The 22,970-nt window shown below is 55.8% G+C and carries 21 protein-coding genes and 1 tRNA gene; 7 read left to right on the top strand and 15 right to left on the bottom strand.

All coding sequences use genetic code 11. The features are described 5' to 3' along the window. Positions 1 to 28: 28 nt before the first annotated feature. The 3 genes from ACYSMN_RS08535 to lepB all read left to right on the top strand — a co-directional run bounded on the left by ACYSMN_RS08535 (position 29) and on the right by lepB (position 2,840). Positions 29 to 664 carry a DUF5683 domain-containing protein gene (locus tag ACYSMN_RS08535; protein ID WP_488923443.1) on the top strand — a complete coding sequence of 212 codons (636 nt, stop codon included), beginning with the start codon at positions 29 to 31 and terminating at the stop codon, positions 662 to 664. 149 nt (positions 665 to 813) lie between these two features. Continuing rightward, a complete protein-coding gene (gene dapB, locus ACYSMN_RS08540) occupies positions 814 to 1,533 on the top strand; it encodes a 4-hydroxy-tetrahydrodipicolinate reductase (RefSeq protein WP_488923444.1) in 720 nt (239 codons plus the stop codon). Between the two features lie 122 nt (positions 1,534 to 1,655). Next, on the top strand, positions 1,656 to 2,840 hold the full coding sequence (lepB, locus tag ACYSMN_RS08545) for a signal peptidase I (RefSeq protein WP_488923445.1): 1,185 nt from the start codon (positions 1,656 to 1,658) through the stop codon (positions 2,838 to 2,840). Between the two features lie 177 nt (positions 2,841 to 3,017). Here the strand turns inward: lepB and ACYSMN_RS08550 are convergent, their stop codons facing one another. Beyond that, positions 3,018 to 3,683 (bottom strand): uracil-DNA glycosylase, encoded by a 666-nt coding sequence (locus tag ACYSMN_RS08550; RefSeq protein WP_488923446.1) that lies wholly within the window; start codon positions 3,681 to 3,683, stop codon positions 3,018 to 3,020. A gap of 108 nt (positions 3,684 to 3,791) precedes the next feature. Here ACYSMN_RS08550 and apaG point away from each other — a divergent pair, with 108 nt between their 5' ends. Together apaG and ACYSMN_RS08560 are read left to right on the top strand one after the other, a co-directional pair. Beyond that, on the top strand, positions 3,792 to 4,178 hold the full coding sequence (apaG, locus tag ACYSMN_RS08555) for a Co2+/Mg2+ efflux protein ApaG (protein WP_488923447.1): 387 nt from the start codon (positions 3,792 to 3,794) through the stop codon (positions 4,176 to 4,178). A gap of 189 nt (positions 4,179 to 4,367) precedes the next feature. Next, positions 4,368 to 5,114 (top strand): O-methyltransferase, encoded by a 747-nt coding sequence (locus ACYSMN_RS08560; protein WP_488923448.1) that lies wholly within the window; start codon positions 4,368 to 4,370, stop codon positions 5,112 to 5,114. An 87-nt stretch (positions 5,115 to 5,201) separates the two neighbouring features. On the opposite strand, the gene kdsA is transcribed toward ACYSMN_RS08560, so the two are convergent. Beyond that, positions 5,202 to 6,026: a 3-deoxy-8-phosphooctulonate synthase gene (kdsA, locus tag ACYSMN_RS08565; RefSeq protein ID WP_488923449.1), complete on the bottom strand. Its 825-nt coding sequence runs from the start codon at positions 6,024 to 6,026 to the stop codon at positions 5,202 to 5,204. Positions 6,027 to 6,143: 117 nt separating this feature from the next. Next, a complete protein-coding gene (locus tag ACYSMN_RS08570) occupies positions 6,144 to 6,752 on the bottom strand; it encodes a methyltransferase domain-containing protein (RefSeq protein ID WP_488923450.1) in 609 nt (202 codons plus the stop codon). Between the two features lie 128 nt (positions 6,753 to 6,880). Between ACYSMN_RS08570 and ACYSMN_RS08575 the strand changes: the two genes are divergently transcribed. Beyond that, complete coding sequence (locus ACYSMN_RS08575) at positions 6,881 to 7,828, top strand: hypothetical protein (protein ID WP_488923451.1); 948 nt, start codon at positions 6,881 to 6,883, stop codon at positions 7,826 to 7,828. Positions 7,829 to 7,984: 156 nt separating this feature from the next. On the opposite strand, the gene cphA is transcribed toward ACYSMN_RS08575, so the two are convergent. From cphA to ACYSMN_RS08635, 12 genes are all read right to left on the bottom strand, one after another. Further along, complete coding sequence (cphA, locus tag ACYSMN_RS08580) at positions 7,985 to 10,624, bottom strand: cyanophycin synthetase (RefSeq protein ID WP_488923452.1); 2,640 nt, start codon at positions 10,622 to 10,624, stop codon at positions 7,985 to 7,987. 430 nt (positions 10,625 to 11,054) lie between these two features. Further along, a complete protein-coding gene (locus ACYSMN_RS08585) occupies positions 11,055 to 11,471 on the bottom strand; it encodes an EamA family transporter (RefSeq protein WP_488923453.1) in 417 nt (138 codons plus the stop codon). A gap of 21 nt (positions 11,472 to 11,492) precedes the next feature. Beyond that, entirely contained in the window at positions 11,493 to 12,302 is an 810-nt protein-coding gene (locus tag ACYSMN_RS08590; protein WP_488923454.1) for a phosphatase PAP2 family protein, read from the bottom strand. Between the two features lie 183 nt (positions 12,303 to 12,485). Then, the gene (locus tag ACYSMN_RS08595) at positions 12,486 to 12,680 is read right to left on the bottom strand and encodes a hypothetical protein (protein ID WP_488923455.1); all 195 of its coding nucleotides are present in this window, start codon (positions 12,678 to 12,680) and stop codon (positions 12,486 to 12,488) included. Positions 12,681 to 12,808: 128 nt separating this feature from the next. Next, the gene (locus tag ACYSMN_RS08600) at positions 12,809 to 14,248 is read right to left on the bottom strand and encodes an IS4 family transposase (RefSeq protein WP_488923456.1); all 1,440 of its coding nucleotides are present in this window, start codon (positions 14,246 to 14,248) and stop codon (positions 12,809 to 12,811) included. Positions 14,249 to 14,351: 103 nt separating this feature from the next. Continuing rightward, positions 14,352 to 15,281, bottom strand: coding sequence for a hypothetical protein (locus ACYSMN_RS08605; protein ID WP_488923457.1), 930 nt, complete (start codon positions 15,279 to 15,281; stop codon positions 14,352 to 14,354). Position 15,282: 1 nt separating this feature from the next. Then, on the bottom strand, positions 15,283 to 16,167 hold the full coding sequence (locus ACYSMN_RS08610) for a HipA family kinase (protein ID WP_488923458.1): 885 nt from the start codon (positions 16,165 to 16,167) through the stop codon (positions 15,283 to 15,285). 123 nt (positions 16,168 to 16,290) lie between these two features. Next, positions 16,291 to 16,361: transfer RNA gene (locus ACYSMN_RS08615), tRNA-Cys, on the bottom strand. 217 nt (positions 16,362 to 16,578) lie between these two features. Further along, positions 16,579 to 18,693: a 30S ribosomal protein S1 gene (rpsA, locus tag ACYSMN_RS08620; RefSeq protein WP_488923459.1), complete on the bottom strand. Its 2,115-nt coding sequence runs from the start codon at positions 18,691 to 18,693 to the stop codon at positions 16,579 to 16,581. A gap of 334 nt (positions 18,694 to 19,027) precedes the next feature. Further along, positions 19,028 to 19,333, bottom strand: a complete 306-nt coding sequence (locus tag ACYSMN_RS08625) for a hypothetical protein (protein ID WP_488923460.1) — start codon at positions 19,331 to 19,333, stop codon at positions 19,028 to 19,030. Positions 19,334 to 19,371: 38 nt separating this feature from the next. Beyond that, positions 19,372 to 20,436 (bottom strand): fatty acid desaturase family protein, encoded by a 1,065-nt coding sequence (locus ACYSMN_RS08630; protein WP_488923461.1) that lies wholly within the window; start codon positions 20,434 to 20,436, stop codon positions 19,372 to 19,374. Between the two features lie 240 nt (positions 20,437 to 20,676). Next, positions 20,677 to 21,741, bottom strand: a complete 1,065-nt coding sequence (locus ACYSMN_RS08635; protein ID WP_488923462.1) for a fatty acid desaturase family protein — start codon at positions 21,739 to 21,741, stop codon at positions 20,677 to 20,679. 333 nt (positions 21,742 to 22,074) lie between these two features. Between ACYSMN_RS08635 and ACYSMN_RS08640 the strand changes: the two genes are divergently transcribed. Continuing rightward, on the top strand, positions 22,075 to 22,932 hold the full coding sequence (locus tag ACYSMN_RS08640; RefSeq protein ID WP_488923463.1) for an alpha/beta fold hydrolase: 858 nt from the start codon (positions 22,075 to 22,077) through the stop codon (positions 22,930 to 22,932). The last annotated feature ends 38 nt before the right edge of the window (positions 22,933 to 22,970 follow it).

Here is a 22,970-nt window from a genome sequence, read left to right on the forward strand (position 1 = left end):
CATGAAATTGAGCCCCAAGTATAGAACGTTGGCAGTCACTGCACTGCTGATGCTAGCGGGGCCACTGGCTCGGCTCGGGTTTGCTCAGACCGCTCCCTCCCCTACCGCTGTTACTACAGGAGCCGATTCGGCGCAGGTCAGTACGCCCGTTGTACCCGACTCGGTGCGGCGCACGGCGCGGTTGTTTGGCCTGAAGATGACCAAGCCCTCGAAAGCTGGCTTGCTCGCGGCCCTGCTGCCAGGCACGGGACAGATTTACAACCGCAGCTGGTGGAAACTGCCACTGGTGTACGGCGCGGTGGGTGGCACGGTGTATGGTGAAATTCGCTACTATAAGCTCTACCGGGAGTTTGCGGATGTTTACAATGCTCGCACCGACGGCAATCCTGATAACGATGACCCTGATAATGAACCGGAGAGGACTCGAAAACGGTCCAACGACTACGTGCAGCGAGGGGTTATTGTGTACCGCCGGCAGCGCGACGCATTTATAGGCTGGGTGGCCTTGGCCTACAGTCTACAAATTCTAGACGCCGTAGTGGACGCCCACCTGAGCGAATTCGACATTAGCGACGACTTGAGCTTGCAGTTGGAGCCCACTATGCTCCGTATGCCCACCGCGGCGGCCACGCCCGGCTTGGGCATTACGCTCACCTTGAAATAGGTTGTTAGTCTTTAGCTGCTCGTGTTTATCGTTTTATCAATCAATAGAAGCCGTAAGCTGTCCTGTTCATTGGCCTGCTGCGCAGTTACCGCCTATCCATTCAACAACATGAGACTAGCAACTAAACCCTGCAACCAGAACCCAGCAACATGAAGCTTCTGCTGATTGGCTACGGCAAAATGGGCCAGGCTATTGAAGCCCGCGCCAAGGCACGAGGCCACCAGATTGTCGGCATCATCGACCCTTCCCGCCCCGAAACGAGCATTACGGACTTCGAACCGAGTGGCGTAGATGCGGCCATTGAGTTCACTCACCCTGATGCTGCTTTCGCCAACGTGCAGGCCTGCCTGCGCCAGGGCTTGCCCGTAGTATGTGGCTCTACGGGCTGGCTGCACCATTTTCAGGAGGCCGTGGCCTTGTGCCAGGAAACGGATGGCTCGCTGTTCTATGCCTCCAACTACAGTGTGGGCGTGAATCTGTTTTTTCACTTCAACGAGTACATCGCCACCAAAATGCACCAGTTTGGCGGCTACGACGTGCAGGTACGCGAAATTCACCACACGCAGAAAGTGGACCAGCCGAGCGGCACCGCCCTCACGGCCGCCGAAGCCATTTTGCGGCATTTTCCCTCCAAAACCATCTGGCGCAACGAGCCGGCTCAGCAACCCAATGAGCTAGCCGTGCTGAGCGAGCGGACGGGCAGCGTAGTGGGCACGCACATCGTTACATACACGTCGGAAGCCGATACGCTGGAGCTGAAGCACGAGGCTCACACCCGTGATGGATTCGTGGAGGGTGCGCTACTGGCCGCCGAATGGCTACCGGGCCGCCAGGGCGTGTTTGGCATGAAGGATCTGCTGGGCTTGTAACATCCGTTTCCGCTTGCGCCCGGCTGGCCTTATTATAGTTGGCTTCGCGGCGCCATTCAGTCGTTATATTTACCGTTCCGGCGCGAGCTACGGCTTATGCCACCCTTTTCGTCTTCGTCATCATGGCCGTACAACAATCCTGGGAAGAGCGCATGAAAGCGGCTTCCGCTTCCAATAAACCCGTCGAAAAGAAGAAAGGCTTCTTCCGGGAGTGGGGCGACGCTATCCTGTTTGCCGTGGTGGCCGCCACGCTGATCCGCTGGGCCACCTTCGAGGCCTACACCATCCCGACGCCTTCCATGGAGGATTCGCTGCTGGTGGGCGACTATCTGTTTGTGAGCAAGTTGCACTACGGCCCCCGCACGCCGCAAACGCCGCTGCAAATTCCTCTCACTCACCAAACTTTCTGGTTTTTCGGGTGGAAAAGCTACTCCGATTTAATTCAACTGCCAAGCTACCGCCTGCCGGGCTTCTCGGAAGTAAAAAGTGGTGATGTGGTGGTGTTCAACGTGCCCTTCGAAAGCCAGCACCCCGCCGATCTGCGCACCAACTACATCAAGCGCTGCGTGGCCGTAGCCGGTGATGTGCTCGAAATCAAGGATACGCAGGTGTTCGTGAATGGCAAACCCATGAAGAACCCGCCGCAGAGCCAGAACCGCTATTTCCTGCAAGTTCCCCAGCCCAACGACGACTTATACAAAGCTTTCCAAGAGCAGGGCGTCACCAATTTCAACCGTCCCGATGGCAAGCCGGAGCCGCTCTTCGGCACCGAGGAACCCACCTTCATGATTGACGCCACGCCCGCTACGGCCGACTTCTTCCGCAAGCAGCCCTACGTGAAGGCGGTGGTGCAGGACAAGGCCGTACCCGGCCAGGCAGAGCCCGATATTTTCCCGAACAACCCCGACTACCCGAATAGCACGCCGCAGCCAATCAACAACTGGAACAAGGACAATTTCGGCCCGCTCCAGCTTCCCAAAGAAGGCCAAACCGTGCAACTCACGCCCCAAAACACGCCTATCTACCAGAAAATCATTATGCGCTACGAGCACAATGAGGGCGTGACGATAGTGAACGGCGTGCTCATGCAGAACGGCCAGCCGCTCAAAAGCTACACGTTCAAGCAGAACTACTACTTCATGATGGGCGACAACCGCCACGATTCGCTCGACTCGCGCTACTGGGGGTTCGTGCCCGAAGACCATATCGTAGGCAAAGCCGTCCTGATCTGGATGTCCACGGACCCCTACGCCGACTTCTTCCACAAAATCCGTTGGAGCCGCCTCTTTAACACGATCACGGATTAGCACGGATTTTAGCGGATTTCACGGATTTTGTAGCTGGCGCGGACATCACCTTGCCTAATACAACACGACAAAGAAGGGTTTGCCAAATGGCAAGCCCTTCTGTTTTTCAATCGTCCACAAAATCCGTGAAATCCGCTAAAATCCGTGCTAATCCGTGATCCGTGCTTAATCCGTGACCTACCAAGTGATTGGTTCTAGACCTTGCTCCTGGAGGTAGGCGTTGGTTTTGCTGAAGGGGCGGGAGCCGAAGAAGCCTCGGTCGGCGGCGTAGGGCGAAGGGTGTGCCGATTTGATAATGAAGTGCTTGCTGGCGTCGATGAGCTCGGCTTTCTTCTGGGCGTAGGCGCCCCAGAGGATGAATACAACGTGCTCTTTCTGCTCCGATATTTTCTGGATAACTACGTCCGTAAACTCCTCCCAACCCTTTTTCTGGTGGCTGGCGGGCTCACTGGCGCGCACCGTGAGCGTGGCATTGAGCAGCAACACGCCTTGTTGCGCCCATCGGTCGAGGTTGCCGTTGGGAGCGGGTGGCGTGCCGGGAATGTCGTCTTGCAGCTCCTTGAAAATATTCTGGAGCGAAGGTGGTGTCCGGATGCCTTCGGCCACTGAAAAGCTCAGCCCGTGCGCCTGCCCCTTGCCGTGGTACGGGTCCTGCCCTAGAATCACCACCTTCACCTGATCGAACGGGCAGGCATCGAAGGCGTGAAAGATCTGCGGACCCGGCGGATACACCGTGGCGGTAGCATATTCGCCCTTCACGAAGGCAATAAGGTGCTGGAAATACGATTTTTCAAATTCCGGCTGCAATACCTTGCGCCAGCTCTCTTCTATCTTTACATTCATCCTTCGGAAAAATTATTTTGCGGTTTGGGCAGGCCTTACGGGTACCGGCTGCGTAAATAAACCAATTTCTGCCCACGTCTGTTAGTCTCTCCTACACCGCAAGCAGCTATGAACACGACCACCACGCAGGGCGTCACCGTGAGTGTCACGACGAACTACCTGCCCGATTATTCCAGTCCTGGACAGGAGCACTACGTATTTGCGTACAAGATTGATATTCGCAACAACGGCGAATACACCGTGAAGCTGCTGCGGCGCCACTGGTATATCTATGATGCCAACGGCGTGGTGCGCGAAGTGGAAGGCGAAGGCGTAGTAGGCCAGCAGCCCGTCCTGGAACCCGGCGACTCGCACCAGTACGTGTCGGGCTGCAACCTTAAGTCGGGGCTAGGCAAGATGCGCGGCTCCTACGAGATGGAGCGCCTAGCCGATGGCAGCACCTTCGCCGTGGAAATTCCCGAGTTCACGCTCGTCGTGCCCTACCGGTTGAATTGATTTTGATTGAATAGTTGAATGGCTGAATTGTTAAATGGTTGGTCGTTCAACGAATACTGAGGACGACCAACCATTTAACAATTCAGCCATTCAATCATCAAACCTTTGCTTTTCCAGGCGTTTAGTTACATCCGATTTTTGCTCCGCTCGGGGAATGCACACGGTCTGCATTCCCCGTTCGTTTTTGGGTTGTACACCCACGTTATCAACCACAACGGCGCCTTCGCGGCTTTTGCCGCCATTGAGCAGCGGCGGCAAGAGCTACTGCGCAACTCGGAAACTGTTCAGGTGCGCGACTTCGGAGCCGGTTCTCACACGGGTGCTGGCCGAGAACGGCAAATCAGTGACATTGCCCGCACAGCTGCCAAACCATCGAAACTGGCGCAGCTTCTGTTTCGGCTCGTCAACCACTTTCGGCCGCGCACTATTCTGGAGCTAGGTACCTCGCTTGGGCTCACCACGGCGTATCTGGCTGCTGCCGACTCGCGGGGCCGCGTGCTGACTTTTGAGGGCTGTCCAGCTACGGCAGCCGTAGCCCACGAAACATTCAGGAAGCTAGGATTGCAAAACGTAGAACTGGTAGAAGGCAACTTAGACGACACCCTCGCTCCTGCCCTAGCCGCACTTTCCGCCCCGCTCGACTTTGCTTTCTTCGACGGCAACCACCGCTACGAACCCACGCTACGCTACTTCGAGCTTTGCCTCGCCCACCGCACCGAGCGGAGCGTGTTTGTGCTAGATGACATTCATTGGTCGCGAGATATGGAACGCGCCTGGCACGCCATTCGGCAGCACCCGGAAGTGCGCCTCACCATCGACTTATTCTTTGTGGGCCTCGTGTTTTTTCGCCGCAACCAGCCCAAACAGCACTTCCGGCTGCGCTTCAACAACGCCGTGGACAAAGTGCTGGAACGCACACGTCGGCTGTCGGCTTAGGTTCGTTTTTCGTTGTTGGTTTCTCGTTTTTCGAAGTCTTTGTGAGGACCCCGAAAAACGAAAAACCAACAACGAAAAACGAGCAAGCTACTTCACGGCTTCCCGTACGCGGGTTAGCTTTATGAGCAAGTCTTCCAGCTTGTCCAAGGCCAGCATGTTCGCGCCGTCGGACTTGGCGGTGGCCGGAGTTGGGTGAGTTTCGATGAAGAGGCCATCGGCGCCGACGGCAATGGCGGCTTTGGCTATAGTTTCGATAAGAGCCGGCTGGCCGCCCGTAACGCCGCTGCTTTGATTGGGACGTTGCAAGGAGTGCGTCACGTCCATCACCACCGGCACGCCAAAATCGCGCATGGCGGGCAGATTGCGGAAGTCGACCACCAGATCAGAATAGCCAAACGAATTGCCCCGATCGGTCAGGATGACGTGGTTGTTGCCGGACTGGCGCACCTTATCCACGGCAAACTGCATGGCCTCGCCGTTGAGGAACTGGCCTTTCTTGATGTTCACAACTTTGCCCGTATTGGCCGCCGCAATCAGCAAATCGGTCTGCCGGCACAGGAAAGCCGGAATCTGGAGTACGTCCACGTACGCCGCCGCCAGCGCCGCTTCCTCCGATTCGTGAATATCGGTAACGGTGGGCACTCCCATTTCGCGGCCTACTTTCTGCAGAATGCGCAGCGCCGTTTCGTCGCCGATGCCGGTGAAGGAATCAAGGCGGCTGCGGTTGGCTTTGCGATACGAGCCTTTGAAGATGTAGGGAATCTGGAGCTTATCGGTGATGTGGCGCACTTTTTCAGCAATGCGTAGCGCCATGTCTTCGCCTTCTATTACGCAGGGCCCGGCCATCAGGAAAAACTGGCCGGAGTTGGTGTTGCGGAAATGCGGCAGGGCGTTAGCGAGAGTGTCGAGCATGGGATGAGGCTAAGCTTCGGGCGGCGCTAAGTGGCAACAGCCCTGGATAGCCGCAAAGGTAACGGATACCGCCGCTTCTGCTGGTTGGAGAGAATGAAGCGCGGGCTGAAGCTCAGGCTACATTTTCCGCTTCAAGCACATAAATAGCTCCCGCCCTTGCCGCGGCCGGAGCGAGTTGTAAGCGGTGTCGAAGTGCACGAAATCGAAATACGGCTCGAAGTAGGGCTGGTATTCTTCTCTTGTTCCACCGAAGGGCGGCTCTGTCACGGGGCCAAAATCGGTTTCGAACAGCAGGCCCACCAACGTACCACCGGGACGCAATAGGTGCGCGCACTGCTGGGCGTAAGCGGGGCGCTGGCTGGGATTTAGGGCACAAAAGAAAGTCTGCTCCACTATCAGATCATACGGTGGCGTGGCGGGCAGCGCGAAGAAATCTTGCAGCAACAGATGATCCGGCGGAAAGTCGGGGACGCGTTGCTGGAGAGCAGCCAATGCCTCGGGCGCAATGTCGACCACAAATACCTGAGAAAAACCCAATTCGTGTAAATACTCGGCTTCGTATGCCCGCCCAGCTCCCGGAATTAAGATGCGCCGAGCATCAAGCGGACCCAATTGCTGGAAATACTCGCGTAAAGGGGGCGTTATCGTGCCCGTATCCCAACCGGTGCGCCCAGTGGTATAACGGTCACGCCAATAGCTTTCATCAAATACCGCATTGGATTCCATGTAGCTTCAAACTTTTTTACTATTGTCGAATGACGGAAAAAAACAGTTTTGTTTTAATTTTTCGTTTGTTTGTGGACAAAGATAATGCACCTAGCCGACCTCCTGGTCTTCATTTAACCCCGTTCACAATGGAACAAAACGAAAGCGCCGAACCCCGGAACAACAGTCGTATCCTACTCATCGCCGCTCTTTTCTTGGTACTACTTGGTATCAATGGTGTGCTGTACTGGATGAACCGGGAGAAGAATGCGGAGAATGAACAGCTCACTTCTCAGGTGAAAGAAAAAGATGATTTGCTCAAGACGCAGATCACGGAGTACGAAAAGTTGAAGGCTGATTTCGAGCGCCAAAGCCAGGAGGTACAGGCCATGGGCCTCTCCAACGACTCGCTGGAAGCCAAAATCGCCTCCATCAATGCCGATCTGCTGAAGCTGCGTTCCTTCAAATCCAAGAGCTTCTCGGTGGCCGACCAGCAGCGCTTCAAACAACGGGCTCAGAACCTAGAAGCGCAGCTACGGAAGAAGGACGAAGAAATTGCCCAGCTCAAAGCCGACAACGAAGCGCTTTACACCGAAACTACCACCCTTAAAGAACGTCAAAACCGCCTCAGCGACACGATTACTACCATTGCGCGCACCAACCAAGAGCTGAGCGAGAAGGTGGCCGTAGCTTCGCGCCTGCAAGCGGAGAACATCCGGATAGGCGTGGTAAACTCCCGTAATAAGGAGAAAGACGACGACGACAACGAGTTCAAAGCCAAGCGTGTAGAAAAGGTGAAAGTTAGCTTCAACCTGGGCCGCAACGACGTATCGCCCAAGGAAACCAAGCAGATTATGCTGCGCCTAATCGAGCCCGATGGTGCTGCCTTGTACAACCTCAGCACCGGCGGCGGCACGTTTATGATTGATGGTTCGGAAGCTTTCTACACGGCCAAGCAGGACATCGTGTACGACAACACCCGCCAGCCCGTGCAGTTTTTGTACGCCAAAGGTGCCCCGTACAAAACTGGTCTGCACACAGTAGAACTCTACGAAGGAGGAGTGATGATTGGCAAAACGACGTTCACGCTCAAGTAGGATCACGGATTAGCGCGGATTTTAACGGATTTCACGGATTTTGTAGCTGGCGTGGATGTCGTTATACCGCCTGGCCTAATCCAACAAAACCAGAAGAGCTTGCCAAATGGCAAGCTCTTCTGGTTTTGAATCGTCCACAAAATCCGTGGAATCCGCTTAAATCCGCGCTAATCCGTGATCCGATTCGTAGTCGTCTAGTTTTTGGAGGGTGGCGCTGATGTTTTCGGTGAGCAGGACGATGACCGAGCCGGGCTGGGCGGTGGCTAGCACGTGGTCGATGGCGTCCATTTCGTTTTCGATGTAGGTGATGGGGACGTTGGGTGCGTCTAGGCGCAGGCCCCTGGTCATGAGTTCCTTGAGTTCCTGGGCTGTTTTGCCGCGCAGGTCCCGGTCCTGGCGCAGGATGATTTCGTCGAAGGTGCGGCCGGCCACGCGGGCGAAGCTGAGCGTGTCTTCTTCGCGCCGGTCGCCGAGGCCCGATACCACGCCTATTTTGCGCGTGGCTTCGGTGGCGTTCAGGAACTCCGCGAATTTCTCGATGCCATGCGTGTTGTGCGCGTAATCGACGATGACCTCGAAGTTGGGGAACTTGTACAGGTTCATACGGCCCGGCGACTTGGCCGCCGAAGGCACGAAAGTGCGCAAGGCCTGCCGGATGTCGTCCTTGTCGAAGCCGTAGCAATAGCAGGCCAGCGCCGCGGCCAGCGAGTTTTCGATGTTGAAGGTGGCACGGCCCCCAAACGTGACAGGAAACTCGGCGGCCCGGCCGATGCGCAGCTTGTAGCTGTTCTTGTAAATGGTAACGTAGCCGTCTTCGTACACGGCCACCAGCCCGCCATGCTCGGCGTGCTCCCGAATGCGGGGGCTGTGCTCGTTCATGCTGAACAGCGCGACGCAACACTCCAGCTTTTCGCGCATGGCGTACACCAGATCATCATCGGCGTTGAGCACAGCCCAGCCGGTTTTGCGCACCGTGCGGGGCAATACGCCCTTTACGGCCGCCATTTCTTCCACGGTGTAGATATCGCGCATGCCCAAGTGGTCGGCGGCTACGTTGGTCACCACGGCTACGTCGCAGGTGTGGAAGCCGAGGCCGGAGCGCAACATGCCCCCGCGGGCCGTTTCCAGCACCGCGAAGTTCACCGTCGGGTCTTTCAGCACAAACTCTGCGCTGACGCCGCCGGTACAGTCACCTTTTTCCAACTGCACGCCCTGAATGTAGATGCCATTGGTGGTGGTGTGGCCCACTTTATAGCCGAGGGAGGCTACGATATGCGCCAGCAGCAGCGTAGTAGTGGTTTTGCCGTTGGTGCCCGTCACGGCGAAGATGGGAATGCGGGCCGTACTGTCGCGCGGAAACAGCATGTCGATTACGGGGGCCGCTACGTTGCGGGGCAGGCCTTCGGTGGGCGAAATGTGCATGCGGAAGCCCGGCGCGGCATTCACCTCAATCACGGCACCCCGGGTTTCATTCAGCGGAATGGCAATGTCCGAAGTCAGCACGTCGATACCGCAGATATCGAGGCCCACGATGCCAGCTACCCGTTCGGCGAGCAGTAAGTTGTAGGGGTGCACGAGGTCGGTAACGTCGGTGGCGGTGCCGCCGGTGCTGATGTTGGCCGTGCTTTTCAGATACACTTCCTGCCCGGCCGGCAATACCGATTCCAAGCTAAGATCATGCGCCTTCAGCAACTCCAACGTATGCTGGTCGGCCGTGATGCTGGTGAGCTCCTTTTCGTGGCCGACGCCGCGGCGGGGGTCTTCGTTTACCTTGTCGATGAGTTGCTGAATGGTGCTGCTACCATTGCCCGTCACAGCGGCCGGAGTGCGCTTGGCGGCGGCAATGAGCTTGCCATTCACAACCAGTAGCCGGTAATCGTGGCCCTCAATAAACTGCTCGACAATAACGGCACGAGAATATTTCTGGGCGGCTTTCAGGCCTTCGGCGGCATCTTCCCAATTCATGATGCGAATGGTAGCGCCTTTGCCGTGGTTGCCATCGAGCGGCTTCGTCACGATGGGGAAGCCTAGCTCCTCTATTGCATCGCGCAGACCGGCTTCGGAGTACACCGTGGTACCGTTGGGCACGGGCACGCCCGAGTCGCGGAGCATGGCCTTGGTGCGGTTCTTATTGCCGGCCACTTCCACCCCGGCGTGCGAAGTGTAGCTGGTGGTAGTGGCCCAGATGCGCTTCTGATTTACGCCGTAGCCCAGCTGAATAATGTTGCTGTTCTTGAGCTGGATGTACGGAATGTTGCGCGAGGCCGCCTCCGATACGATGCTCCAGGTGCTGGGGCCAAAAAATTCGTCTTCCCGGATCTTGTGCAGCTTTTCAATAACGGGCTGCACATCCACTGCCCGGCCATGACATAGGTCGTCCACAAGCTCAACCGCCGCCTCGGCCGCCACTCGGCCTGCCCGCTCCTCCTGGTAGCAGAACACCACGAAATCTACGCCCTCCTGGTGAGCCGGGTATGATTTGCCCCAGTACACGGGCATGCCGGCCGTGCGCTGCAAGGCCAACGCCACGCACTGTATTACGTGGCTCAGCGGCTCGCCATCAATCAAATGCTCCCGCGTGAGGGGAGGATGCTTCGGGGCCGGCTTGCCGGATTCGGCCGGGTCCAAATGGCCCAGCTCTGGCAGTAGCGTCGGCAGTTGCTCGGCCAGCGCCGGCACACTACTCGACCAAGTTTCGGCCATATCCTGCATGTCCACCTTCATTACAATCAGCTTGTAATGCTTCACGGACCAGTAGCTAGGCCCGCGCATGGTGCGGAGGTCGATAATCTTCATACGTAAGGAGAGAGTGGAAACAAAATTGGGCTGCGTGTACGTCGGAGTTAAATGTAGGAATTTGAGGCTGCAAAGCCAGCGGCTACATTGCAGCGCCATCATCCGCCTCTGCTACTACGTGGAGCCGTTCAAATGTTTATTGTTCAGAATCCCTCTTTCCAGGGTCAGCGGAGCAATAGCCTACGATGTAGTACCAGTCTGGTACAGCGGCCGACGTCTTGCTTGAGCCGCTAGCGCCAAAAAAATTTGCCCTGGTTGGGGCTAATCAACCAGGGCACTCGGTAAGCTGAAAACAGGAAAACGAGCAGTTCTACTCGCCGGGCAAATATACTCTAAATCTATTCCCGTGAAAAAAGAAGCAGGCTGTCGATTTACATTGACTTTGCCCCTTGCGCTGGCCATAGCGCTGTATGGTTCCATACCTTCTCGCTCAGCCCCAAATCAACACCAGCGTGCCCGCCACGATGAGTCCGGCGCCCAGGCCCGTTTGCCAGGTAATGGTTTCGCCCAGAAACAGCACCGACAGCCCAATAGCCAGCGCCACGCTAAGCTTGTCTACCGGGGCCACCTGCGAAACTTTACCTAGCTGCAAGGCCCGGAAATAGAAAATCCACGACAAGCCCGTCGCCAGCCCCGACAAGGTCAGGAAAACCCAGTTGGTACGCGTGAGCGTGTTTACCTCGGCCAGTCCGCCCCGAAAGCACACGATGCCCCAGGCCAGCACGAGCACCACTACCGTCCGCACGGCCGTGGCCAGATTAGAGTCGACACCCTTGATGCCGATTTTGGCCAGCACGGCGGTTAGTGCCGCGAAAAGAGCTGCCAGCAACGCATAAATCCACCACATAACCGGAGACAGAAAAGTTTTTCAGCGCAACTGCCACATCATTCCAAGGCCCATGCCCCCGCCGGGCTGCCAGGTAGGCACGAAGCTCATGCCCTTCGGCAGCCGGGGCTTGCGGCCCCAGCGGTTACGGTGGGTAAGGTAGCCCACGTGCGCCGACAAGATACCAAACCCTGCTCCCGCTACCACGTCGCTCTGCCAGTGCTTGCTGTTGATCATGCGCAATGCCGCCACGCTCGTAGCAATAGTATACGCCCCGACTCCGTACCACTGGCTTTGGTCGCGCAGCTCGGTATGTACGATGCTGGCCGCCAGAAACGCCTGCGCCGTGTGCCCCGATGGAAACGACAGATTATCGGAACCATCGGGCCTGGTCTCGCGGGTGAGGTTCTTCACCGCGAATACCGTAGCCAGCATAAATAGCTCACTTTTGAGCACCACCAGCCCGGTATTTATCCGGTCGTCGCGCGACTCTACGCCGGCCAACGCCACGGCTCCGAGTTCCAGGTACGGCGCGAGAAGCAGCACGTTATCAAGCTTGGTGCGGTAAGTGGGAAATAGCTTGTGAATGTCGCGGTTGGCTTCCTGATTGGTATAGAATCCGCCGTCATTAAACGTGTAGGCCCCGTAGCCGATAAGCACTGCGGGTACGATGGTCGCCCGCACCAGCTTGCCCTTGTACCAGGGTTGCTTGTTTAGGGCCGGTATACCTCCTGGATTTTCAAACTTGTGCGTAGTGTCAGCGGGCACGGGCGCTACTTGCGCCTCGGCTTGAACAAAGACTGAAGCTGCCAGCGCCAGTGTCAGAATCACCTTATGCAGTGCCGATTTCATGCAAGACTGCTTTTGCTGAAAAATTAGATGTAATTGTAGCTCAGCATTTCAAAAATCAAAAGCCCCACCGTAAGCTATTAACTTTCAGCGGGGCTTTGAATACTAAAAGAGGTGACGAGCTTAAACGCCTTTGTCGGCATCGTCAATGTAGAGGGGAAGTTCTGGAATGGTCGTGAGCGAAGCTCATACACCGTCATAATTCAGCACGTAAAATTCACCGATGTTCAAGGGCACCTCTACTCCGCCAAGCGAGTGGCGAGAAGATGTTTCCGCGAAGAAAGACTTGTACTTCTTTTCAATCGCCCATGCCTCCTTCATAAAGGACTGCAACTTGTCGGCTATTCCATGACTGTACAAAGACTCATCTGTTGGATCCATGTTTATGGGGAAATGAGAATGTATAGAGGTCAGTCAGTAGGTAAGGGACCAAGATGGAAAAAGCCCCGACCTAATGGCTTGTCGTTACCCAAATCCTCGAAAGCGCCGACCAGTAGGTCGGCGCTTTTTTAATGCTCGTTTGGAGGCAGGTGGTTGGCCAGTTGTACGCCCTCGACGAGGTAGCGCAAGTGGACCATGCCCAACCAGAGCGTCTGCCAGCCCGGCGGCCCATCGCTGACACGTCCTAAGTGGCCACCCAACCCCGCCAGGGCATAGAATACGTCCCGCACGGTCTGGATAGGTCGGGCGCGCTGGCTGCGCAGTACCCGTAAATAAAGGGTGGATAAGCCCGCCGTTTCTGCGGGCCCACCGGGCTGCTGGCGGCTGTGTTCGCGCAGGTCCACCAAGGCCAGGGCTACCACGCTGAGCAGAGCCACGGCCGCAAACAGGCGCGAGGCCGTGTGCAGTTGCAGGCGTTCGGCCCCCAAACCGGTTTTGAGGGCCTTGTGAAAGTCCTCGATAAGCCAGCGACTGGCGTATTGCTGGGCCCGTTCCCGGGCTTGGGCATCGGTGGCCATGACGTCGTCGCAGAGCAGCAGCCATTCCAGCTTGCCGGCCGGCTCCCAAACCCGCACCACGCTGGCCGCCACCGGCGCACCCTTGCCCGCGCTGGCCCCGGGCCGTTGCGGGGCCCGCAAGGCCAGTAGTGGGCTGTAGCTCACCCGCAAGCAGGCCAAACGGGCGGCCTGGCCCGGCCGAGCACGCAAGGGCAACTCGATTTGCCCGGCACTGGGCTGGTCCCGGGCCACGGCAAAGAGCGTGGCTGCTGGTGCGCCGGCCGCCACCACCAGGCCCCGGTCTTGGGCCGCACGCACCACAAAGCCTAGCCCTTGCTGCCGGCACTGGCGCAGGTGCTCGTAGATGTCCGCCCCGCGGTCGGCGACCACCACCCAGCGCCCGCCCGCGGGCGGGGAGCCAACGGCCCGCAGGCTCTGGGCCCACAACGCGGACTCGCGGGCCCGCCCCTGCCGGGGCCGAATACCGCCGTGGGGGTGCGCCTTCTCGGCGGCGGAGCGTGCCTGGCGCACGTAAAATTGCTGGTCGAGCAGGCCCAGCAGCGGCAGCGGGGGGCGCGGCCCCTGCGCCGGGGCATGGTCGGCCGGCCAGTGGGCGGCCACCAGCGAGTGCAGCAACACGCCCTGCTCCCCGCTGGCCCCCGCCCCAACCGGCCCCAGGCCGGCCCGGCGAGCCGTGGCCGGGGCCCAGCGCAGCTGGGTCGTATCCTCCAGCAGCAAGTAGGTGCCCGCTGCCTGCAACTGCTGCTGAACCAATGCCCGGTGGGGGCCTTGCAACGTATCGGGGGTGGCCGACGCTCCGCCCAGCAACTGGTAGGCCGCTTTGCTGGCGTAAGCAGACCCCGCTCCGAGGCGGGGAATGCTGGCCCCGGGCTGGCGGGCCCAGCCGGCGGCCAGCGTGCACACGCGCCGGCGCACGTCACCGAGTTGCACGCTGCCAAAGTGCGTCTGCGCCCACTGGTGGGCATCACAGAAGTGCTGCGAAATGCTCATCCCTCAAGCTACGCGCAAAAAGCAAAAAAGCGCCGGCCTATCGGCCAGCGCTTTCGCAGTCAAGATTTGGGTAAGGACAAGCCTAGTGGTAAGGGCTTTTGGTTTAAGCTTCACTAGCAGCTAACGTGTCAGCAAATGGCACAAGCGGTTGGGCATCTGTTCGCTCTATTCTCTCAGCAACCTGGGTCACATCTTGCGAACCAATCACCTTAATCTGAGGATGTTCCCGCCAACTACGAAACTGCTTTATTTTCTCGGATTGCGCTGCAGCGGGTTCATCAGCTATTAAATAGAATGCATTCTCTTTTTCTTGGCGCTGGAACTTATGTATGAGTCTGTTAATAACATCCACATAATGCCCAAACTTTTTGTCAGTCGTAGTGGATGACTGTGAGAAGTCGATTGCAAAAGCCCCAACTAAAGCTCCATTAATTCCTATGCAATCCATCTCAAAAGGGAAGTGCAAGCTAGGCAGCACAAACTCTCGAACAGGAAGATTAACATTTACTTTGCTAGCAACCCTGTTCAATAAGCGCTTTTCCACTCTATCCTGAAATAGCTGAACTGCGATATCATTATTTGCATATACCGGTTCCTCGATGTGGGTTGACACAAAGGATTTATACAAAGTATCTAATACTTTGTCCGTTAGTTCAGTGGCAACAGGAGTCGGCGTACTGAACTGTAAGAGCCCGTTGTAATAACGGTGCATATAGTCTACCTCGCCAAATGAAAAAGCAAGTGGATCAAACGCATCACTATGCAGTGTGATTGATTGCTGCATCTGATGCTTCTGTAACTCTATCTTCTCGACTCTTTCATTCGCATCCTGAACTTTGCGTTGAAGCTGTTTCAAGGTGCTGTCCACCCAATGAGCTATATCTGAGTTGAAAAAATGGCGTGCTAGTCTGACCTTGAATGGAGATATACGCAGATGGAGCTTTGTGCCAGTATGAGCTAGAAGCCCTACCGTAATCACGTCGCTCCCTGAAGGGCCAGGTACTATGCGTACGAGCGTGTAAAACGGTTCCATATTAAGGAAGAAAGTGAGCAAAGTACTCGTTCAAAACTAACTGATTCCTCTGTCTATCGAACAGAAAATCAGCCATATTAGTTTGAAGCGCAGGAGTAAATCCAAGCTCTGAAGGTATTAACGCGCACATCGTAGGAAAGGCTGCTTGGCAAGCGTTGACCCTAAGATAAAAAGCGTTTGTAATTTCTGTGGTCCAGTTTGGAGCAAGGCGAGTCAACCGCTTCAGCCCAGCCATCATAGGTGTAAATAGAAGTGAGTCGTTAAATGACATGGATACACACCCATTCACCAATTGGTCATACGGCAAAGAGCTAAAACAGAAAGCATGATCAATAGCTGTCCACCTATAGCGGCGCTCGGAGGTAGGTACCAGTAGTAAATTAGGATTACTTGGTTTGCGGTCATCATTTTCAATCCAAATATCTAGCAGTGTAAGCAGCAACAGGTCGAAGAAATTCTCTGTACGCCGCCAGCTGCTACTTCGTGTGGTTTGTTGCAGAGGGCCAACCTCAACTGCATGTGATATAACACGAGACCCGAAGCATGGACGAGCAAAGTGAGATGTTATTTGTCTCCTAGAAAGTTTAGTGGGCTGGGCTACTTTGTAAGCATCAACATATGTAGCAGGTAGATCAATTACAGCTGCCTCTGGAGTCGGCAACCCCCAAACTTTCAGAAGAAAATGGCCTAGAAACTCACTTATCAGGAAACAAGGGGGTATATGTGACCCAGCGTTCTTAACAACATAAAACCGATCATCATCACACAAGACTTTCAATGGTGCATGGCCTCTGGTATCATATTCACCTTCTATGCTGATGACCGCAGGGCTCAATAGAGATTTGAATATAGGTGCTACCGGAGGAGCAAAACTTAAACCAGCCATTTGAATCGATCAAGATTACAGTCAATCTAGCTTTCATTAGGCGATGTTATACCTATGTTGTACTAAAAAGGAAAAACCCCACTGTAAGTAGTTGACGAACAGTGGGGTTTTTCTCCTTAAAAGAGGTGACGAGCGGATTCGAACCGCTGTAGGAGGTTTTGCAGACCTCTACCTAGCCACTCGGTCACGTCACCGTTGGTTTGGGGATGCAAACATACGCGTTAATCTGACTTTTGCCAATGCCAAGGCTTGGTTTTCGGCTGGCAGCAGGTAACTGACTGGCATTGTGTAGAAAATTTTCGGGGCCGATGAACCGTAGCTTCTTTTCGACGACGATGATAGCCGAGTACAACCACGCAAAAAAGGCCCCGACTTTCGCCGGGGCCTTGTCTGTTCCGAAGGCTACTAAGCTTACGCTTGCTCGTCTTCTTTCTTGTCAGCGTCGTTGCTGGTCAGGGCGTTTTTCACCGTGTCTACTACGTCGCCCGCTACTTCCTTGGCTTTCTCGAAAGCTTCCGTGTGGGTGGCAGCCTCTACGGCGTCGCCGACCACTTCTTTGGCTTTCTCGATGGCAGCCGAAGCGGCACCGGTTACGGCGGCTACGATACCACCGCCGGTAGCGGGAGCTTCGTCAGCATCAGCCGCCGGAGCAGCTTCTGCGGCGAGAGTTGGAGCGGCTTTGGTAGCCAGCTTCTGCTCGCCCGCCTGACGCTCGTTGCCCATCATCTTGTCGCGCAGGGCGCTCAGAGCATCCAAGTCGCCGAGGGTCGACTTCTCGGCCGTGGCCGGCTTCTTGAGGTCGCTCAGCTTGCCTTCGCCTTGGGCGGCAGCACCAGCGGCACCGCCAGCAGGCTTCTTCTTGGTGAACTTCGAAGCGCGGCCATCTTCTTCAGCTTGCTGGTTGTAAGCAGCCGTGTGCGAGAGCACGATGCGACGGTCATCTTTCGAGAACTCGGTTACGCGGAAGTCCAGCGACTCGCCGTTTTCGGCGGTGCTGCCATCTTCCTTCACCAGCGACTTCGGATAAGCGAAGCCTTCGATGCCGTAAGGTAGTTCGAGTACGGCGCCACGGTCGGTTTTCTCCGTGATGGTAGCCTTGTGTACCGAGCCGGGAGTAAATACCGTCTGGAACGTATCCCAGGGATTTTCTTCCAGCTGCTTGTGGCCCAGGGCCAGGCGGCGGTTAGCCACGTCCAGCTCCAGAACTACTACGTCCAGACGGTCGCCTACCTTCACAACTTCCGAAGGATGCTTCACCTTCTTGGTCCACGACAGGTCCGACACGTGCACGAGGCCATCAACACCTTCTTCCAGTTCAACGAACAGGCCGAAGTTGGTGAGGTTGCGCACCAGACCGTTGTGCTTGGTTCCTACGGCGTACTTGGCGCCGAAGTCGCCACGGGTCCACGGATCTTCGCTCAGTTGCTTGATGCCGAGGCTCATCTTGCGGTCTTCGCGGTCGAGCGTCAGAATCTGCGCTTCTACCACGTCGCCCTGCTTGATGAAGTCCTGCGGGTTACGCAGGTGCTGGCTCCAGCTCATTTCCGACACGTGGATGAGGCCTTCCACGCCGGGGATGATTTCCATGAACGCGCCATAGTCGGCTACGTTCACGATGCGGCCTTTCACTTTCGAGCCTACGCCCATGTCGGCGGGCAGCGAATCCCATGGGTGGGCAGTCAGCTGCTTCAGGCCGAGGCTGATCCGCTTCTTGGCTTCGTCGAAGTCCAGAACTACGATGTTCAGCTTTTGATCGAGCTGCAACACTTCGCTCGGGTGCGCGATGCGGCCCCACGAGATGTCGGTGATGTGCAGCAGGCCGTCTACGCCGCCAAGGTCGATGAACACGCCGAAGTTGGTCATGTTCTTGATAACGCCCTCGAGGATCTGGCCTTTTTCCAGGTTGTTGAGGATGGCTTCGCGCTGCTTCTCGAGGTCTTTCTCGATCAGGACTTTGTGCGAAACTACCACGTTGTCGAAAGCAGCGTTGATTTTCACCACCTTCACTTCCATGCGACGGCCCACGTAGATGTCGAAGTCACGGATAGGCTTCACGTCGATTTGTGAGCCGGGCAGGAAGGCTTCTACGCCATCCAGATCCATGATCAAACCACCTTTGGTCCGGCGCTTCACCACGCCTTCCAGCACGGTGTCGTTTTCCAAAGCGTCGTAGATAGCCTTCCACGCCTGCTTGATCTTCGCCTTCTTGCGCGACAGGATCAGTTGGCCATTGGCGTCTTCCTGGTCCTCAATGAACACCTCTACCTCGTCACCAACTTTGAGGTCGGTCAGGTCGCGGAATTCAGAGAGGGGCACCAGACCATCGGATTTGAAGCCGATGTTCAGAATTACGTCGCGGTCGGTGATACCAACTACAACGCCTTTAATTACTTCTTCTTCCTGGACAGTGGTCAGCGTGTCGCTGTACATCTGCTCCATCTCGGCGCGCTGCTCGGCGGTATAGTTACCCCCGAAGCTGTTGGCTCCGACATTGTCCCAGTCGAAGTTATCTACTACTTCTGCCATGATATGATGCAGTGGCCCTTCTGTACACGTCCGGCGCAGGGCCCGCCTCCGGAACGCGTTTTTGCTTGATACACAGCGCCGAAGCCCTGGCCCGCCACCCTGGCGGGGCGGCAAAGATACAGAGTTTGTTCTCAAGTAATTGAAATATGTTCCTAAGTTCACAAGCTGTCCCAATACTCCTGGTTCTGCTGGTTCATAGCAATGTCATCGTTATGAAAGTCAATGCGATCATGATAATCGTCTTGAAAATTGTAATTTGATTTTATTAATAATCGGCAATAAGAAGTGCATTGCTTGAAATTGGCCAGCAGCACATTAGTATCAAGAATTATTCTCACGAAGTCTCACGGCTAGAGGAACGCATTCTCTCCGTGAGCCACTGCTCCATTGTGGCGGCGGTCCAACCGTTCTGATCCCACAGCTCATCTACCATATTGGCTGCCTTCTCAGCATAGTATAGACCAATGATATGCTTTATTTCCGCTGCGTCGCTCGCTGGAACACGTAGATTCTCTGCTGGTGGCGTAGCCTCAATGAGACGGTTCGTTTCTGATAGCTTTTGCAACAGCATCTCTTGCAGTTCCTTTTCGCTTATCTCTACTGAATCTGGCAATTGCAGATGAACAACTACTTGTTTCATAGCAACAAAAATAGAAAAATCAGCAACAGAAAATCCTCCTAGCTCCGCCCCATTTGCCGCAGGAATGCCACGTGCGACACAACCGCGTAGCGCATCTTCGGATACTCGTTGTAGGGGATGTTGAACTCGGCACACGCCTGGCGCAGGATTTTGCTGATGGCCGGATAGTGGACGTGCGAGATTTTTGGGAACAGATGGTGCTCAATTTGGAAGTTGAGGCCGCCGACGAGCCAGCTGATGACGCGGTTTTCAGTGGCGAAATTGGCCGTGGTTTTTACCTGATGAATGGCCCACTCGTCTTCCAACTTACCGGTAGTTTCGTGGGGTACGGGGAAGGCCGTGGCTTCTACAGTGTGCGCCAATTGAAACACGAGGCTCAGCACCAGCCCGGCGAAGCAGGTGGTAACGGCAAAGCCGGCGAGCCAGCCGAGGAAACCAACGGTGTAAATGGGTAGTGCCACGTATAGAACTAAGTTCAAGACCTTAAAGCCCCAGAAGACCAGATGGTCGCTGGGGGCCATTTTCTTGAGCGGCATGTTCCCGATTTTGCGCGAGAAATACTTCTGGTAGTCCATCACGAAAATCCAGGAGATGTAGAGCATGCAGTACAGGAACCAGAAGTAGAGGTGCTGAAAGCGGTGCAGCTTGTAGCGCGGCTGGTCGGGCGTCATGCGCATGAAGGGCCGGATGTCGATGTCGTCGTCGTGGCCTTCAATGTTGGTGTAGGTGTGGTGCACGAGGTTGTGCTTGGCGTTCCACATGTAACTGCTGCCACCCAGTACGTTGAGGGTGAAAGCGGCGAAATGGTTGAGCCACTTGTAGCGGCTGAACGAACCGTGCGCGCCGTCGTGCATCACGTTGAAACCGATAGCGGCAATAGCGCCGCCTAGCAGCACACATTCTAACAGTGCCCAGGCAGTGGGTGGCGTGAAAAAAACGAGGTGCACATACAGACCCACGAAGCTGAGCGTGAGTAGTACAGCTTTGCTGAGCAAGCTAAAATTGCCAGTGGAAACGGTACCAGCTTCTTCAAAATACTCGTTGATGCGGCGTTTCAACTCAGAGTGGAAAGACCGCGGCGCGGCGAATTTGGGCAGGGACATAAGGAAGACCGATTTGTCGATTGTCGGATAACTCCGGGCAGCCAAGCGGCTCGAAGTATGCCGCAACTGCCTTGTGGCAGAAACGGCTAGCCTCGCACCTTGCGCAGCCATACGGTACTTGCAAAAACAGGCATCACGAACGGATATACATCTTATATAGATGCAACACATCCGCCCGCTACGCCTGACGAAGAAGACCTTGTAACGTGAGTTACGCTGATAAAGTGCAGCTCGCTTTGTCTATGCGCGGCCCAGAGTCCGCAAATGGGCCACGTGCGAAGCCACGGCGTAGCGCATTTTGGGGTATTCGTTGTACTCGATGCTAAACTCCTCACACACCTGCCGGATAATTTTATTCAGAGCCGGGTAGTGTACGTGCGAGATATTAGGGAACAGATGGTGCTCGACTTGGAAGTTGAGCCCCCCGACAAGCCAGCTGACAATCTTGTTATCGGTGGCGAAGTTGGCGGTGGTTTTGATCTGGTGAATGGCCCACTCGTCGTCAATCTTGTTGGTGGTGGCGTGGGGCACTACGAAGTTGGTGTGCTCCACGGTATGGGCCAATTGAAACACGATGCTGAGGCTGAAGCCTGCCACTGAGGCAAAAACCACAAAGCCAATCAACCAACCCCAGAAGCCTACTGTGTAGATGGGCAGTGCCATAAACAGGCCTAGGTGCAGCACCTTGAAGCCCCAGAATACTCCTTGGTCGGTGGCCGTCATTTTCTTGAGCGGCATCTCCCCTATTTTGCCCCGGAAATACTTCTGATAGTCCATGTAGAATATCCAGGCAATGAAGAGCAGGGCGTAGAAAAACCAGAAGTACAGGTGCTGAAACCGATGCAAGCGGCGGCGCGGCTGGGCGGCGCTGAGCCGCAGCCATGGCTGCGCGTCGAGGTCATCATCCACGCCTTCCACGTTGGTGTACATGTGGTGAATGAGGTTGTGCTTCATGTTCCACATGAAAGAGTTGCCACCCAGCACGTTCAGCGTGAAAGCCGCAAACTGATTCACCCACTTCGATTTGCTGAACGAGCCGTGGGCGCCATCGTGCATGACGTTGAAGCCAATAGCGGCCCCAATGCCACCGAGCAAGGCACATTCTAGCACGGCCAGCAGCGCTGGGGGCGTCCAGAACACGAGGTGCACATACACGGCGACGAACGAGGCCGTGAGAATAATGGCTTTAATAAAGAGGCTGGCATCGCCGGTGGTAGCCTTGCCAGCTTCCTGGAAATAGGCGTTGGTGCGGCGCTTCAGCTCCTGGTGGAAAGAGCGAGACGCGGCGAATTTGGGTGCTTGCATGTAAAAAGCTACGTGGTAATTCGGGTAAAGGTATCGTATCCAACGCTAGCCAACCCACGATTCACTCCCAGCAACCAGATTTTGCACATTTCCTGTTACGCTGGTCGATTGTTGGTTGCCTATCACATTGCTTCTGTCCATCGAATGCACGTGAGCTACAATAGCCAATCGAGCAAGAATTAAAGTTAATAAGCTCCGGCAGCTACTTGAAGCACATAAGATTGATACCCCAGTGCGATACGTGCAAAATAGTGTCTTGCCCCTATCTTTAGCTCAGCCAGCCGCGTATGCATAGCACAACAGTTCTTCTTCCACCAACCCAACTCTTCAGCGATGAGCTACATTAAAGTAGGCCAAGACGCCAATGGGCAAGACATCAGACTGCACTATACCGACATTGGGCAGGGTGCGCCGGTGGTGCTTATTCACGGTTGGCCCCAAAGCCACGAAACCTGGTCTTATCAAATCGGAGAGTTGCCTAAGCATGGCCTGCGCGTAGTAGCCTACACCCGTCGCGGTTTCGGCAACTCCAGCAAGCCCTGGACCGGCTACGACTACGACACCCTAGCCGACGACCTGAAAGCCGTACTCGACGAGCTGGATCTGCACGATGTAACGCTTGTCGGCTTCTCGATGGGTGGCGGCGAAGTGGCCCGCTACATGAGCCGCCACAGTGGTGCCCGCGTGGCAAAAGTGGCGTTTATAGCTGCTGTAACGCCCTACCTGCTCAAAACCGAAGACAACCCCGATGGCGTCGATAAATCGGCTTTCGACGGTATCCAAGCGGGTATTGCCGAAGACCGGTTCGACTTTCTGCAAACTTTTGGCAAGCTCTTTTATAACGTGGGAGTCCTGAGTAAGCCGGTTAGCCAAGCTACGCTCGATTGGTCGTTTGGCATGGCCTCGCTCGGCGCGCACCAAGCTACGGTCGGCTGCGCCCACGCCTTCGCCGCAACCGACTTCCGCCGCGACTTAGCCAGCATTACAGTCCCGACACTGGTCATTCACGGCGAGGACGACCAAACGGTGCCCATCAAAAACAGCGGGGCCCGCATGCAGGAACACATCAAGCACGCCACCTACGTGGTATACAAAGGTGCCCCGCACGGTCTGTTCATCACCGACAAAGACAAGCTGAATAAAGACCTAGTTGAGTTTGCAACCACCTCAGCCGTGCGCGCCAACCAATAGCATCAGCCCGACGAAGTAAGTCGGCGCCATAGACAAAA

It is taken from the genome of Hymenobacter sp. M1-2 (assembly GCF_057808495.1).